We start from the raw sequence: 13,719 nt of genomic DNA on the forward strand, positions 1-13,719 counted from the left end.
GTCCAGGGCGCGGCGTGAATCATCCAGACGCGCCGGGCTCAGAAAGCCAGCGGCCACCAGTTCCTCGTTGCGCTGATAGTCGCGCCGCGCCGCCGCCTGCTGGGCCGCGGCCTGGGCGCGCTGCGCCTGGGCGGCCACCAGGCCCTGCTCACGCTGCCCACGCAGGCGCTCCCGCGCCTGCTGGGCCTGGGCCCGCGCCTGCTCGGCCGCGGCCCGCCATTCACTGTCGTCCAGCGCCAGCAAGACCTGGCCCTGCTTCACACGCTCACCCTCACGCAGGCTCACGCTCTGAACCCGCCCGGTCAGGGTACTGCCCAGCTCCACGCGCCGGGGTGACTCCACCCGGGCACTGAACTGCAGGCTCTGGCGCAGGGGCCCGGCCGCCAGCTCCAGCACCGAGGCAGCTGGCGGGCGCCACCAGGACCAGAGAGCCCAGCCCAGCGCCATGAGCAGCAGGGCAATCCAGAACACGCGATTGCGCATCAGGCGGGTGATGAAGGGCGGCACCTTGTTGTCTTCCATGCAGAGCGGAACAGGGGCCCGGCAGCACCGGGCCGCCGGATGCTAGCAGCGCCGGGCCTATCGCGCTTGCGCGGGCTCAACTCAAGCCGGGCAGGCCACGCCGACCGCCGGCTGATCCAGCAGCAGGCTCTCCAGCGCCTGCTCCCGCAGGCCGTAGAAACGCTTGATCTCGGCGATCTGGGCCAGGATCTCGGGGCGCTTCTTCTGCGCGGCGGCCAGGGCGGCACCGCTCTTCTTCACCGCCAGAATCATCTTGTTCTTGCTGGTGTGCTCCAGGGCGATGAACTCGAAGACCTGGGTCTCGTAGCCCTCGGCCTCGAGCAGCAGCGCACGCAGGGAGTCGGTCACCATCTCGGCCTCCTGGCCCAGGTGAATGCCATGCTGCAGCATGGGCTTCAAGGCCGCGGGCAGCTGCATCTGCGGGCGCAGCTGCTTGTGGCAGCAGGGCGAGCACATGATGATGCCGGCCCCGGCGCGCAGGCCCAGGTGGATGGCGTAGTCGGTGGCGATATCGCAGGCGTGCAGGGCGATCATCACGTCCAGCCGCGCCGGCTGGTAGTGGCGCACATCGCTCTGCACAAAGCGCAGGCCCGTCAGGCCGTGGGCTTGCGCGGCGCCGTTGCACAGGCTCACCATGTCTTCGCGCAGCTCGATGCCGCTGACCTCGGCGCGCTTGCCCAGCACGCTCGTGAGCCAGTCATACATGGCGAAGGTCAGATAGCCCTTGCCCGAGCCGAAGTCGCTCACATGCACCTCGGGGCTGGCAGCCAGCGGGCTGCTCTTGAGGGCCGCGCTCATCACCTCGATGAACTTGTTGATCTGCTTCCACTTGCGCGACATGGCGGGCACCAGCTGGCGCTCGCCGCCCTTGGCCTCGTGGGTCAGGCCCAGATCGGTCCAGAAGGGCTTGGCCAGCTCCAGATAGCGCAGTTTCTCCTTGTCATGCCCGGCGTCGGCCGCGGCCACCGCGGGCGCGGCGTCGGCCCGGCGGCTCACGCGCAGGCTGGGCCGGCCCTTGCGGCTGAAGGCCAGCTGCAGCTCCTGCTCAGCCGTCTGCAGATGGGCGTTCTGAAAGTCGCGGCCCAGCAGGGCCTCAATCTCGGCCAGACCGGCTTCCAAGGCATGGTTCTTGGTGATGTCCCGGGTCTGGTAGCGCCAGAGAAAGCTCAGGCAGCGCTCGCCGCGCAGCTGCACGGTGCGCACCGTCAGGCGTTCCAGGCCGGCCTCGGCCCCGCTGTACTTGCTCAGCAGCAGCTTGGCAAAGCTGCCCTCGGCCAGGGCGGTCTGCAGCAGGCGCATGAAGCGCTGGCGGTCATCGGCCTGGGCGGCGGGCGGCGGGGTGATCAGCGCGGTGAACATCGGCGTCGGCTAGCGAAAAGCCCGATTTTCCTTCATGAGCGCCGGGCTAGCATCGCCGCATGCTCAAGCGCCCTGCCCTCTGCCTGCTGCTCGCCCCTCTGCTCCTGCTGGCGGCTTGTGCCGCACCACGCCAAACCCTGGCCCTGGAAAACAGCCTGGGCATGCGTTTCGTGAAGATCCCGGCCGGCGAGTTTCTGATGGGCAGCGAGGCCAGCCCCGATGAGCTGGCCAAGCTCTTCCCCGCCCTGCCGCGCGAACGTTTCCTCAAGCTGGCCGACGAGGGCCCGGTGCACCGCGTGCGCATCAGCCGCAGCTTCTGGCTGGGCCAGCACGAGGTGACGGTGGGCCAGTTCCGGCGCTTTCTGGCGCGCTCGGGCTACCGGCCCGAATCGGTGGCCGACGGCACCGGCGGCTATGGCTGGCGCGCCGACTACGACCCCGCCAGCAGCCCGCGCGGCGACGCCTTCGAGGGCCGCCGCCCCGAGTACTCCTGGGCCCACCCCGGCTTTCCCCAGGGCGAGGACCACCCCGTCACCAACATCACCTGGCACGATGCCCAGGCCCTGGCCGCCTGGCTCAGCCAGACCGAGGGCCGGCGCTACCGCCTGCCCACCGAGGCCGAGTGGGAGTACGCCTGCCGGGCCGGCACGCGCACGCATTTCTCGACGGGTGACGCGCCGCAAAGCCTGCTGGGCCACGCCAATCTCTTTGACGCCGACAGCGCCCGCCATTGGCCCAAATGGCAAGACATGGCCCTGGTCGGCCGCGACGGCCATGCCTTCACCGCCCCGGTGGGCAGCTTCGCGCCCAATGCCTGGGGCTTGCACGATATGCACGGCAATGTCTGGGAGTGGGTGGCCGACTGGCATGGCGACGACTACTACGCCCAGCTCGCCACCCAGGGCACGGCGGTGGACCCGCAGGGCCCGGCCGAGGGCTCGGTGCGGGTGCGCCGCGGCGGCTCCTGGCACACCTGGGCCTTCTATGCCCGCGCGGCCTACCGCAACTGGAACGATCCCAGCACCCGCTACACCCTGGTGGGCCTGCGCCTGCTGCTGGAAGATGAAGCGGAACAGAAGAAAGCGCGCTGAGGCTCAGGCATAGCTCTGCAGGGCCGGCTCGTCCTGCAGATGCGGCAGGCCGTTGAAGCTGTGCAGGCTCAGGCGCTGGGCATTGAAGACCAGCTCGCTCAAGGCGCTGTTGCGCAGGCGCAGGTTCAGCTCGATGGCGGACTCGGCCGGCGCCTGCAGCACCTGGGCCAGGGCGCAGGAGATGGGGCCGCCGCTGGAAAGAATCAGCACCTGGCCACCGCCCAGGGCCCGCACCTCGTCCAGCACCCCGGCCACCCCGGCCAGGAACTGGGCATGGCTGGGCATGCCCTGCGGCGCGCTCTCGCCGCGCATCCAGGCCAGCAGGCCCTGGCGCAGCAGGCGGAAATGCTGCTTCACGCCCTCGGCGTCCCGGGGCGCGCCCAAGGGTTCGGGATGGATGGCGCGTATCAGGGCCTCGCTGTCGTACTCGTTCAGGCCCGGCCGGATATTCACGGCCGGCAGAGCCCCGCCCCAACCCTCGGCCAGGGCCGCCAGGGACTGGGCATGGCGCTTCAGCGTGCCGCTGAACACCGCATCGAAGCCCTGGCCACGCGCGCGCCAGAAGGCGCCCAGGCGCTGGCATTGCTGCTGGCCCAGGGAGCTGAGCTGGTCATAGTCGGCCGCGCCGAAACTGGCCTGACCATGGCGCACAAGATGAAGCATTCCCATGGGTGGGAATCATGGGGCCGGGGCACCCGAAATGCTGTCGCCCCGGCGACCGCGCCAGACTCGGCTAAAATCCTTGCCTTCTTTCGTCTTGGCGCGCCCTTTGTCGGTCCCCGCCAGTCATTTTTGTCAACGGAGCCATCATGGGCAACAAGATCAAAACCGAAGCCGACCGTCGCGCCACCCCGCGTCCCGCCGGCCTGACCTTCAGCCACGGCCGCGGCCAGAAGAAGAGCCTGGAGCGCGGCTCGCACACCCGCAGCAAGAAGAACCCGGGCAAGCGCCCGCACAGCGGCTGACCCCTCGCCCAGGGCCTAACAGCCCTGGTCGGTCCCCCGAGGGGACGCCGATGCCTCAGGGGTTTACCCCTTCGTCACATCGGCTCAAATCACTCTTGGGGCGGCCCGGCGAGTGATTTGACGCGAATACCGAATACACAGGCCCGGCCTCCAGTCCGGGCCTGTTTCGTTTCCACCTCCATGCATTGATCGCTAACCATGATCCGCATCAACGAACTCCGCCTGCCGCTCGATCACGAGCCCCAGGACCTGCAAGCCGCCGTGCTGGCCCGCCTGGGCCTGAGCGAGCGCGAACTCAAGGCCTTCCACATCTTTCGCCGCGGCTATGACGCGCGCAAGAAGAGCGCCATCGTGCTGGCCTACACCATCGACTGCGAAGTCACGGTGGACGAGGCCGCCCTGCTCAAAGGCCTGGCGGACGACAAGAACATCCGGCCCACGCCGGACACCGAGTACAAGTTCGTGGGCCATGCCCCGGCGGACTTCTACACCTCGGGCGAGCCGCGCCTGCGCCCGGTGATCGTGGGCTTTGGCCCCTGCGGCCTGATGGCCGCCCTGGTGCTGGCGCAGATGGGCCTGCGGCCCATCGTGCTGGAACGAGGCAAGAACGTGCGCGAGCGCACCAAGGACACCTGGGGCCTGTGGCGCCAGAGCGAGCTCAATCCCGAATCGAATGTGCAGTTCGGCGAGGGCGGCGCCGGCACCTTCTCGGACGGCAAGCTCTGGAGCCAGATTTCCGACCCGCGCCACCTCACCCGCAAGCTGCTCAAGGAGTTCGTCAAGGCCGGTGCGCCCGAGGAAATCCTCTTCGTCAGCAAGCCGCACATCGGCACCTTCCGCCTGGTGTCCATGATCATCAAGATGCGCGCCGAGATCGAGGCTCTGGGCGGCGAGATCCGCTTTGAACAGAAGGTCAGCGATCTGCTGATCGAAGACGGCCCCAAGGGCAAGCACATCCGGGGCATCACGCTGGAGTCCGGCGAGCAGATCCGGGCCGACCAGGTCATCCTGGCCCTGGGCCACAGCGCGCGCGACACCTTCACCATGCTGCACGAGCGCGGCGTGTACATGGAAGCCAAGCCCTTCTCCATCGGCTACCGCATCGAGCATCCGCAGTCGGTGATCGACACGGCCCGCTTCGGGCCGAATGCCGGCAACGAGATCCTGGGCGCGGCCGACTACAAGCTGGTGCATCACGCCAGGAACGGTCGCTCAGTCTACAGCTTCTGCATGTGCCCCGGCGGCACCGTGGTGGCCGCCACCAGCGAGCCCATGCGCGTGGTCACCAATGGCATGAGCCAGTACTCGCGCGCCGAGCGCAATGCCAATGCCGGCATCGTGGTGGGCATCTCGCCCCAGGACTACCGCCAGGACGGCAAGACCGACGGCAGCGCCGTGAACCCGCTGGACGGCATGGCCTTCCAGCGCATCTGGGAAAGCCGCGCCTACGATCTGGGTGGCGGCGACTACAAGGCCCCCGGGGCCCTGGTGGGCGACTTCATCAAGCGCCAGCTCAGCCGCGAGTTCGGCAGCGTGGAGCCCAGCTACAAGCCCGGCGTCACCCTGAGCAATCTGCAACAAAAAGGCTTTGGCAGCCTGCCCGAGTACTGCCTGGACGCCATCCGCGAGGCCCTGCCCGCCTTCGAGCGCCAGATCAAGGGCTTCAGCATGGCCGACGCGGTGCTCACCGGCGTGGAGACCCGCACCTCCTCGCCCCTGCGCCTGACCCGCGGCCGCGACTACCAGAGCCTGAATGTGCGCGGCCTCTACCCCGCGGGCGAGGGCGCGGGCTATGCCGGGGGCATCATGTCGGCCGGCGTGGACGGCATCGAGGTGGCCGAGGCCCTGGGCCGCGAGCTGCTGGGCCTGGGCGAGCCGAGCTGAGCCCCAGGTCACGGGGATGCGCTACCCTGCGGCTCGCACGGCCTCGCGCCGCGTGATCCGCCAACAGGGAGACGCACCATGTCAGACAAGACCCCGGGCCTGGGCCCGGCCATTCCCGTCCTGCGCATCTTCGACGAGGCCAAGGCCCGCGAGTTCTATCTGGACTTTCTGGGCTTCCAGCTCATCTGGGAACACCGCTTCAGCGACGATCTTCCGCTTTATGCCGAGATCGCCCTGGGCGACTGCTGCCTGCACCTGAGCGAGCACCATGGCGACGCCTGCCCCGGCTCACGCCTGCGCATCGCCTGCGAGGATCTGGATGCCTACCAGCGCGCGCTGCTGGACAAAAGCTATGGCTATGCGCGCCCCGGCATCGACGAGCAGCCCTGGGGCCGCGAGATGACCATGGCCGATCCCTTTGGCAACCGCCTGACCTTTTACGACCCGAGCGAGGACGCTTGAGTCCCAGGGCTCAGCGCCCCGCCTCCAGCCCCCGCACCCGGCTCATGGCCAGGGCCGCAGCGGCGGTGCGGGTCTCCACGCCCAGCTTCTCGAACACATGTTCCAGGTGCTTTTGCACCGTGCGCGGGCTGGAGCCCAGGATGTCGCCGATATCGGCATTGGTCTTGCCCTTGACCACCCAGTAGAGCACCTCGGCCTCGCGGGCGGTGAGCTTGAAGCTGTGGACCAGGCCGTCCATCAGGGCGGCGTCATCGGCCTCGCGCATCACGATCAGCCACTGACCCTCGCCCAGCGCGTCGGGGTCCACCGCGTGCAGGGTGAAGGACAGGCGCTTGGCGCCGCGGCTGCTCAGCGCGGCCACCGGCGCATCGGGTCTCACGGGCGGCAGCACCGTCAGGCCCGCGGGCTGGGCCCCGGCGCGGCGACGCAGGGCCTCGCGGTGCAGCCAGACCAGCACCTCGGGCGGCAGGCGGCCACGCTCGAAATGCCCGCCGCTGAAGTATTCGGCCATCAGCTGGCGCGCCAGCGCCGTCTGCCAGACACAGCGGCCATCCAGCTCGTGCACCGCCAGGCTGGCGTGGCCAAAGGCATCCAGCGCATTGCGGGCCTGGCGCTGCGCGCGCGCGCTGCGCAGATGGGCGGCAATGCGGGCCAGCACCTCGCGCGGGCGTATGGGCTTGGTGACATAGTCCACGCCACCGGCCGCGAAGGCGGCCTCCACATGCTCGGTGTCCGAGAGCCCGGTCATGAAGATGATGGGCGCGGCGGCGCTGCGCGGATCGGCCTTGAGCCGGCGTGCCACCTCGAAACCGTCCAGGCCCGGCATCAGCGCGTCCAGCACCACCACATCGGGCGGCATCTGGGCGGCGCTGTCCAGCGCGGCCTGGCCGTTGAAGGCCACCAGCACCGTGTAGCCGGCCTCGTCCAGCGCGTCGTGCAGCAGGGCAAGGTTGTCCGGCACATCGTCGACGATGAGCACGCGCTCGGCATGCGAGGCGACGGGGGGGTTGGGCAGCAGCTCTTTGGGGTCGTCGGTCACGATTCAGTCTCCGCAAGACTCCGATTGCAAGGCCCGTGCCACCAGCCGGCTCATGGCCTGGAGCTGGAACTCGCGCGCCAGGGTGCGCAGCTCGGCGACGAAGTCCGCCCCCTGCTCTCCTTCCGTGCCCGCCATGCGCTCCAGTTGCTCGCGTATGCCCTTCACATGGCCTTGCTGCAGCTGGGTCTGCAGCTGCTCCAGGCTGGCTCGCGAGGGCAGGCCGCGGGCCGCGAGCGGCGCCGCTGATGGCGCTGCGGCACTCTGGCGCAGCCGCCATTGCAGCCCCAGCTGGCGGCCCAGCCAGTCCAGCAGCTCGTCCACCCGCACCGGCTTGAGGATGAAATCTTCGGGGCGTATGCCCAGGCCGTTCTCCAGGCCGCGGTCAAAGGCATTGGCCGAGACGATGGCCGCCGGCACCTGGCTCAGGCCCTGGGCGCGGATGGCCGCCAGGGTCTGCCAGCCGTCCAGGCCCGGCATGGCCAGGTCCAGCAGCAGGGCCTCGGCCGGCCAGTCGCGCAGGATCTCCAGTGCCGCGGCGCCGCTGGCGGCCAGGCGCAGCTCGAAGCCCAGGGGCTCCAGCACGCTGGCCAGCAGCTGGCGGTCGGCCTCCTCGTTGTCCACCACCAGCACGCGGCGCGCCGGCCCCTCGAAGCCGATGCGCGCCGCGCGGCGCTGCTGCTGGGCCCGGGCGCCCTCGGCCAGGCGCGGCAGGAAGAGCTTGAGGCTGAAGCAGCTGCCTTGGCCGGGCTTGCTGCTCACCCGGAGCTCGCCGCCCATCAGGTCGGTGAGCATCTTGGCGATGGTGAGTCCCAGGCCGGTGCCGGCACCCGTGGTGGCGCCGCGCTCGAAGGGCTCGAACACCCGCGCCAATTCCTCGGCGCTCATGCCGGGGCCGGTGTCGGCAATCTCGATGCGCGCCATCTCGCCGGAGTAGGCCAGGCGCAGCGTCACCTGCCCCTCGGCGGTGAACTTGATCGCATTGCCCAGGATGTTGATCAGGATCTGCTGCACCCGCTTGCCATCGGCACGCACCCAGTCCGGCAGGCCCGCCGGCGCTTGGTAGACAAAGTCCAGGCCCTTGGCCCGGGCCTGCAGCGAGAGCAGGCGCACGAGATCCTGGATGGCCTCGCCAAAGGCCCAGGGCCCGGGCTCCAGCCTGAAGCGCCCGGCCTCGATGCGCGCCAGATCCAGGCTGCCCTCGATCAGCGACAGCAGATGCTCGCCGCCGCGGCGTATCACGCTGACGGCCTGGCGGCGATGGGCGGGCATGCGCTCGTCCTCGTCCAGGATCTGGGCATAGCCCAGGATGGCGTTGAGCGGGGTGCGCAGCTCGTGGCTGATGCTGGTGATGTAGCGGGTCTTGGCCTCGTTGGCCGCCTCGGCCTGGGCCTTGGCCTGCTGCAGCTGGGCGTCGGTGCGGCGGTGCGACTCGATCTCGGCATGCAGGGCCTGGGTCTGGCGGCGAGACTCCTCCTGCGCCACCTGGCGGCTCTTGTGGGTGAGCACCAGCCACCAGCCGATCACGCCCGAGAGCAGCAGCAAGGCCGCCAGGGCCTTGGCGTAAGAAGCGCGCAGATGGGGCGCCAGCGCGGCCTGCGCCGCCTCGCCCAAACGAGCCAGCTCATGCTGGTAGAGCAGGCCGAAGAGCAGCAGCAGCACCGGCAGCACCAGGGCCATCAGGCCCAGGTACTGGATCAGGCCGCTGTCCAGCAGGGGCCAGAGCCGGCGCGGCAGCAGGCGCTGCAGCAGGCCGCGCGCCTGCACGGCCAGGCGGGCCTGGGGCTTGCACAGGTCCTCGCAGCGCGCGTCCAGCGAGCAGCACAGCGAGCAGATGGCGCCGCGGTAGGCGGGGCAATGCGCCATGTCCTCGCCCTCGTACTCGCGCTCGCAGACCACGCAGCGCTGCGGCTTCAGGCGCTGGTAGGCGGGCTCGCGGGTCGCCGCCGGGCCGCCCCAAGGCGACCTGCCCCCCTCGGGGGGCGGCCGAGGTATTTCGTCGGCCTGGGGGCTCCAGCTCTCGCGGGCGATGTAGTAGCGCCCGCCGGTGGCCCAGGCGATCAGGGGCGAGACCAGCATCGCCGTCACCAGGGCGATCAGGGCCGAGAAGGCCTGGGCCAGGGGCCCGAAGACGCCTAGATGCGCGGCGATGGACAGCACCGAAGCCGCGACCATGGCGCCCACGCCCACCGGATTGATGTCGTAGAGGTGGGCGCGCTTGAACTCGATGCCCGGCGGCGAGAGGCCCAGGGGCTTGTTGATCACCAGATCGGCCACCACGCTCATGATCCAGGCGATGGCGATATTGGCGTAGAGGCCCAGCACCCGGTCCAGGGCATGGAAGAGTTCCATCTCCATCAAGAGCAGGGCGATCAGGATGTTGAACACCATCCAGACCACGCGGCCGGGGTGGCTGTGGGTCAGGCGCGCGAAGAAATTGCTCCAGGCCAGAGACCCCGCATAGGCATTGGTGACATTGATCTTGAGCTGGGAGACGATGACCAGCAGGGCCGTGGCGGCCACGGCCACATCGGGGCGGCTGAACACGGTCTCGAAGGCCACCAGATACATCTGGTTGGGGTCCACCGCCCGCTCGGCCGGCACCATGAGCTGCATGGCCAGAAAGGCCAGCAGGGCGCCACCCAGCATCTTGAGCACCCCGATCACGACCCACCCCCGCCCCCCCACCAACAACGCAGCCCACCAGCGCCAGCGCCCCCGTCCCGTCTTGCCCGGCTCGGGCGCGGGCATGAAGCGCAGATAGTCGACCTGCTCGCCCATCTGCGTGATCAGGGCGATGCCCACCGTCATGGCCGCACCGAAGAGCGGCAAGCTGAACTCGGCGCCACGGCCATCGCCGCCCGCATAGTCGCGGATCTGCGCCGGCAGGTCCGGGTAGTGCATGAAGACATAGACATAGGGCAGGATCAGCAGACCCAGCCACAGGGGCTGGGTCCAGACCTGCAGCCGCGCGATGGAGGTGACACCATGCGTCACCAGGGGCAGCACCACCAGGGCGCAGATCAGATAGCCCCAGGCCGGCGGAATGTCGAAGGCCAGCTCCAGCGCATAGGCCATGATGGCGGCCTCCAGCGCGAAGAAGATGAAGGTGAAGCTGGCGTAGATCAGGCTGGTGAGGGTGGAGCCGATATAGCCAAAGCCCGCGCCGCGGGTGAGCAGGTCCATGTCCAGGCCGTAGCGCGCCGCATAGACGCTGATGGGCCAGCCCGCCAGCAGGATGATGGCGCCCGTGGCCAGGATGGCCCAGAAGGCGTTGATGAAGCCGTATTCCACCAGCAGCGTGGCGCCCACGGCCTCCAGCACCAGAAAGGAGGCGGCACCAAAGGCGGTGTTGGCCACCCGGGCGGCCGACCAGCGCCGAAAGCCGTGCGGTGTGAAGCGCAGCGCATAGTCCTCCAGAGTCTCGCGGGCCACCCAGGCGTTGTAATCCCGGCGAATCTTGATGACGCGCTGTACGGGTGGGTCCGGCTGGACGCTGGAAGCGGCGGGCTGCATGCTGCTTCCCTATCAAGAGCCGTGCCGAGCTCCTCGGCAGCAGGCCTGGCACATCTCCTGCAGGAAGGGTTTCATGGAACTCACTCCCCGTGAAAAAGACAAGCTGCTGATCTTCACCGCGGCCCTGCTGGCCGAGCGCCGCAAGGCACGCGGCCTCAAGCTCAACTACCCCGAGGCGGTGGCCCTGATCAGCGCCGCCATCATGGAAGGCGCCCGCGACGGCAAGACCGTGGCCCAGCTGATGAGCGAGGGCAAGACCGTGCTGCGCCGCGAGGAGGTCATGGAGGGCATTCCCGAGATGATTCCCGAGATCCAGGTGGAAGCCACCTTCCCCGACGGCACCAAGTTGGTGACCGTGCACCAACCCATCGCATGATTCGAGAACACGCACCATGTTGAAGAACTTCAGTCCTGTGCTCCTGCTGATCCTGCTCGCGAGCGAAGCGGCCGCCCACGAGGGCCACGGCATGCCCGGCAGCAGCCACTGGCATGCCAGCGATGTGCTGCTGCCCCTGCTGGTGGTCGCCTGTGCCGCCCTGGGCTGGTGGCTGGGCCGTCGCAAGTGAGGAGCGGGCGATGATCCCCGGCGAACTGCTGATCGATGACGAGAGCGCCGTGCATGCGCTCAACCCCGGCCGACGCACGCTGAGCCTGGTGGTCGAGAACGCCAGCGACCGGCCCATCCAGGTCGGCTCGCACTACCACTTCGCCGAGACCAATGCCGGCCTGCGCTTCGACCGCGCGGCTGCGCAGGGCATGCGGCTGAACATTGCCTCCGGCACGGCCGTTCGCTTCGAGCCCGGCCAGCAGCGCACGGTGGAGCTGGTGGATTACGCGGGGGACCGCCAGGTCTGGGGCTTCCGCGGCTTGGTGCAGGGAGCGCTGTGATGAGCCAGATGGGCAGGCGTGCCTACGCCGAAACCTTTGGCCCCACCTTGGGCGACCGCCTGCGTCTGGCCGACACGGCCCTGGTGATCGAGGTGGAACAAGACCTGACCCTGCGGGCCGGCGGCTATGGTGAGGAAGTGAAATTCGGCGGCGGCAAGGTGATACGCGACGGCATGGGCCAGTCGCAGCGCCCCAACGGCCCCGGCCTGGCCGACGCCATGGACTGCGTGATCACCAATGCCCTGATCATCGACCACTGGGGCATCGTCAAGGCCGATATCGGCCTGCGCGGCTGCCGCATCGCGGCCATCGGCAAGGCCGGCAACCCCGATGTGCAGCCCGGCGTGGACATCGTCATCGGCCCGGGCACCGAGATCATCGCGGGCGAGGGCATGATCGTCACCGCCGGCGCCATCGACACCCACATCCACTTCATCTGCCCGCAGCAGATCGAGGAGGCGCTGATGTCGGGCGTCACCACCATGATGGGCGGCGGCACCGGCCCGGCCACTGGCACCTTTGCCACCACCTGCACGCCCGGCCCGGCCAATATCGAGCGCATGCTGCAAGCGGCCGAGGCCTTTCCGATGAATATCGGCTTTCTGGGCAAGGGCAATGCCAGCCGGCCCGAGGCCCTGCGCCAGCAGATCGAGGCCGGCGTGATCGGCCTCAAGCTGCATGAGGACTGGGGCACCACGCCCGCGGCCATCGGCTGCTGCCTCTCGGTGGCCGAGGAGACCGACACCCAGGTCTCCATCCACAGCGACACGCTCAATGAGAGCGGCTTTGTGGAGGACACCATCGCCGCCACCAGAGGCCGCACGCTCTGCGCCTTCCACACCGAGGGCGCGGGCGGCGGCCATGCGCCCGACATCATGCGCGTGGTGGGCGAGGCCAACTTCCTGCCCTCCTCCACCAACCCCACCATGCCCTACACGGTGAACACCGTGGACGAGCACCTGGACATGCTGATGGTTTGCCACCATCTGGACGCCAGCGTGGCCGAGGACCTGGCCTTTGCCGAGAGCCGCATCCGGCGCGAGACCATTGCGGCCGAGGACGTGCTGCATGATCTGGGCGCCATCTCCATGTTCTCCTCCGACAGCCAGGCCATGGGCCGGGTGGGCGAGATGGTGATGCGCTGCTGGCAGACCGCGCACAAGATGAAGTTGCAGCGCGGCGCCTTGGGCGGACCGGGCGGCGACACGGCCCGCCACGACAACGAGCGGGTCAAGCGCTATATCGCCAAGCTCACGATCAACCCCGCGCGCTCGCACGGCACGGCACACGAGATCGGCTCCATCGAGGTGGGCAAGTGGGCGGACCTGGTGCTGTGGCGGCCCGCCTTCTTCGGCGTCAAGCCCAGCCTCATCCTCAAGGGCGGCTTCATCGCCGCGGCCGCCATGGGCGACCCCAATGCCAGCATCCCCACGCCCCAGCCGGTGCACTACCGTCCCATGTTCGGCAGCTTTGGCGGCGCGCTCTCGGCCGGCTCGCTGAGCTTTGTCTCGCAGGCGGCCGAGCAGGCCGGCGTCAAGGAACGCTACGGCCTGAAGAAGACCGTGGTCGCGGTGCGGGGCAATCGCGGCATCAGCAAGCGGGACATGGTGCGCAACGACTATCTGCCGCAGATGAGCATAGACCCGCAGACCTACGAGGTGCGCGCCGACGGCCAGCTGCTGAGCTGCGAACCGGCACGGGAGCTGCCGCTGGCGCAGCGCTATTTCCTGTTTTAAGGGCTTTTTCCAGGCATTGTGAGCCGCGCTTTGAGGCAGCATGCACGCCATGGACGGTCTGGCCGAACAGGTGGTGGCGTGGCACAACCGCAACCCCCTCGCAAAGCGCATCAGCATTTACGACGTCCACACCATCGGTGTGGTGGCACTGCCCTTTGTCGGGGGCAGCGCCTCCCCGCGTCCGCAGGCCGCGCAAGCACAGCAGCGCGAGCCGGTCATGGATCCCCTGCCCGCGGAGCCGGGCGAGCCCGACCCCGAAG

At 69.0% G+C, this 13,719-nt stretch carries 14 protein-coding genes; 9 read left to right on the forward strand and 5 right to left on the reverse strand.

Annotated elements, in window-relative coordinates; all coding sequences use genetic code 11:
- Both ACK5F2_RS04480 and ACK5F2_RS04485 read right to left on the reverse strand, forming a co-directional pair.
- A partial coding sequence (locus tag ACK5F2_RS04480; protein WP_409863080.1) for a biotin/lipoyl-binding protein occupies positions 1 to 522 on the reverse strand: 522 nt, incomplete at its 3' end.
- 81 nt (positions 523 to 603) lie between these two features.
- A complete protein-coding gene (locus ACK5F2_RS04485) occupies positions 604 to 1,881 on the reverse strand; it encodes a class I SAM-dependent methyltransferase (RefSeq protein WP_409863082.1) in 1,278 nt (425 codons plus the stop codon).
- A 59-nt stretch (positions 1,882 to 1,940) separates the two neighbouring features.
- Between ACK5F2_RS04485 and ACK5F2_RS04490 the strand changes: the two genes are divergently transcribed.
- A complete protein-coding gene (locus tag ACK5F2_RS04490; RefSeq protein ID WP_409863083.1) occupies positions 1,941 to 2,972 on the forward strand; it encodes a formylglycine-generating enzyme family protein in 1,032 nt (343 codons plus the stop codon).
- 3 nt (positions 2,973 to 2,975) lie between these two features.
- On the opposite strand, the gene ACK5F2_RS04495 is transcribed toward ACK5F2_RS04490, so the two are convergent.
- The gene (locus ACK5F2_RS04495; protein ID WP_409863084.1) at positions 2,976 to 3,641 is read right to left on the reverse strand and encodes a histidine phosphatase family protein; all 666 of its coding nucleotides are present in this window, start codon (positions 3,639 to 3,641) and stop codon (positions 2,976 to 2,978) included.
- A gap of 140 nt (positions 3,642 to 3,781) precedes the next feature.
- Here ACK5F2_RS04495 and ACK5F2_RS04500 point away from each other — a divergent pair, with 140 nt between their 5' ends.
- The 3 genes from ACK5F2_RS04500 (at position 3,782) to ACK5F2_RS04510 (ending at position 6,283) form a co-directional block, all read left to right on the forward strand.
- Positions 3,782 to 3,937: a hypothetical protein gene (locus tag ACK5F2_RS04500; protein ID WP_162849462.1), complete on the forward strand. Its 156-nt coding sequence runs from the start codon at positions 3,782 to 3,784 to the stop codon at positions 3,935 to 3,937.
- 198 nt (positions 3,938 to 4,135) lie between these two features.
- Positions 4,136 to 5,821 (forward strand): NAD(P)/FAD-dependent oxidoreductase, encoded by a 1,686-nt coding sequence (locus ACK5F2_RS04505; RefSeq protein WP_409863085.1) that lies wholly within the window; start codon positions 4,136 to 4,138, stop codon positions 5,819 to 5,821.
- Positions 5,822 to 5,899: 78 nt separating this feature from the next.
- Positions 5,900 to 6,283, forward strand: coding sequence for a glyoxalase superfamily protein (locus ACK5F2_RS04510; RefSeq protein WP_409863086.1), 384 nt, complete (start codon positions 5,900 to 5,902; stop codon positions 6,281 to 6,283).
- Between the two features lie 10 nt (positions 6,284 to 6,293).
- On the opposite strand, the gene ACK5F2_RS04515 is transcribed toward ACK5F2_RS04510, so the two are convergent.
- Together ACK5F2_RS04515 and ACK5F2_RS04520 are read right to left on the reverse strand one after the other, a co-directional pair.
- On the reverse strand, positions 6,294 to 7,322 hold the full coding sequence (locus ACK5F2_RS04515) for a response regulator (RefSeq protein ID WP_409863087.1): 1,029 nt from the start codon (positions 7,320 to 7,322) through the stop codon (positions 6,294 to 6,296).
- Positions 7,323 to 7,325: 3 nt separating this feature from the next.
- Positions 7,326 to 10,835 carry an ATP-binding protein gene (locus ACK5F2_RS04520; protein ID WP_409863088.1) on the reverse strand — a complete coding sequence of 1,170 codons (3,510 nt, stop codon included), beginning with the start codon at positions 10,833 to 10,835 and terminating at the stop codon, positions 7,326 to 7,328.
- A 73-nt stretch (positions 10,836 to 10,908) separates the two neighbouring features.
- On the opposite strand from ACK5F2_RS04520, the gene ACK5F2_RS04525 reads away from it, so the two are divergent.
- From ACK5F2_RS04525 to ACK5F2_RS04545, 5 genes are all read left to right on the forward strand, one after another.
- Complete coding sequence (locus ACK5F2_RS04525; protein WP_133603157.1) at positions 10,909 to 11,211, forward strand: urease subunit gamma; 303 nt, start codon at positions 10,909 to 10,911, stop codon at positions 11,209 to 11,211.
- Positions 11,212 to 11,227: 16 nt separating this feature from the next.
- Entirely contained in the window at positions 11,228 to 11,401 is a 174-nt protein-coding gene (locus ACK5F2_RS04530) for a hypothetical protein (protein WP_409863089.1), read from the forward strand.
- Positions 11,402 to 11,411: 10 nt separating this feature from the next.
- The gene (locus ACK5F2_RS04535; RefSeq protein ID WP_409863090.1) at positions 11,412 to 11,723 is read left to right on the forward strand and encodes an urease subunit beta; all 312 of its coding nucleotides are present in this window, start codon (positions 11,412 to 11,414) and stop codon (positions 11,721 to 11,723) included.
- On the forward strand, positions 11,723 to 13,459 hold the full coding sequence (gene ureC / locus ACK5F2_RS04540) for an urease subunit alpha (protein ID WP_409863092.1): 1,737 nt from the start codon (positions 11,723 to 11,725) through the stop codon (positions 13,457 to 13,459). Before ACK5F2_RS04535 ends, ureC begins: the two co-directional genes overlap by 1 nt.
- Positions 13,460 to 13,499: 40 nt before the next feature.
- Positions 13,500 to 13,719 (forward strand): hypothetical protein (locus ACK5F2_RS04545; RefSeq protein ID WP_409863094.1); only part of this gene is annotated, 220 nt, incomplete at its 3' end.

The organism is Roseateles sp., from assembly GCF_046300915.1.
In the GTDB taxonomy this organism is placed as follows: Bacteria; Pseudomonadota; Gammaproteobacteria; order Burkholderiales; family Burkholderiaceae_C; genus Kinneretia.

Excerpts from the sequence above, each read along its gene's own strand:
- ACK5F2_RS04485 (WP_409863082.1), bottom strand. The coding sequence starts at position 1,881 with ATGTTCACCGCGCTGATCACCCCGCCGCCCGCCGCCCAGGCCGATGAC.
- ACK5F2_RS04490 (WP_409863083.1), top strand. The coding sequence starts at position 1,941 with ATGCTCAAGCGCCCTGCCCTCTGCCTGCTGCTCGCCCCTCTGCTCCTG.
- ACK5F2_RS04495 (WP_409863084.1), bottom strand. The coding sequence starts at position 3,641 with ATGGGAATGCTTCATCTTGTGCGCCATGGTCAGGCCAGTTTCGGCGCG.
- ACK5F2_RS04500 (WP_162849462.1), top strand. The coding sequence starts at position 3,782 with ATGGGCAACAAGATCAAAACCGAAGCCGACCGTCGCGCCACCCCGCGT.
- ACK5F2_RS04505 (WP_409863085.1), top strand. The coding sequence starts at position 4,136 with ATGATCCGCATCAACGAACTCCGCCTGCCGCTCGATCACGAGCCCCAG.
- ACK5F2_RS04510 (WP_409863086.1), top strand. The coding sequence starts at position 5,900 with ATGTCAGACAAGACCCCGGGCCTGGGCCCGGCCATTCCCGTCCTGCGC.
- ACK5F2_RS04520 (WP_409863088.1), bottom strand. The coding sequence starts at position 10,835 with ATGCAGCCCGCCGCTTCCAGCGTCCAGCCGGACCCACCCGTACAGCGC.
- ACK5F2_RS04525 (WP_133603157.1), top strand. The coding sequence starts at position 10,909 with ATGGAACTCACTCCCCGTGAAAAAGACAAGCTGCTGATCTTCACCGCG.
- ACK5F2_RS04530 (WP_409863089.1), top strand. The coding sequence starts at position 11,228 with ATGTTGAAGAACTTCAGTCCTGTGCTCCTGCTGATCCTGCTCGCGAGC.
- ACK5F2_RS04535 (WP_409863090.1), top strand. The coding sequence starts at position 11,412 with ATGATCCCCGGCGAACTGCTGATCGATGACGAGAGCGCCGTGCATGCG.
- ureC (WP_409863092.1), top strand. The coding sequence starts at position 11,723 with ATGAGCCAGATGGGCAGGCGTGCCTACGCCGAAACCTTTGGCCCCACC.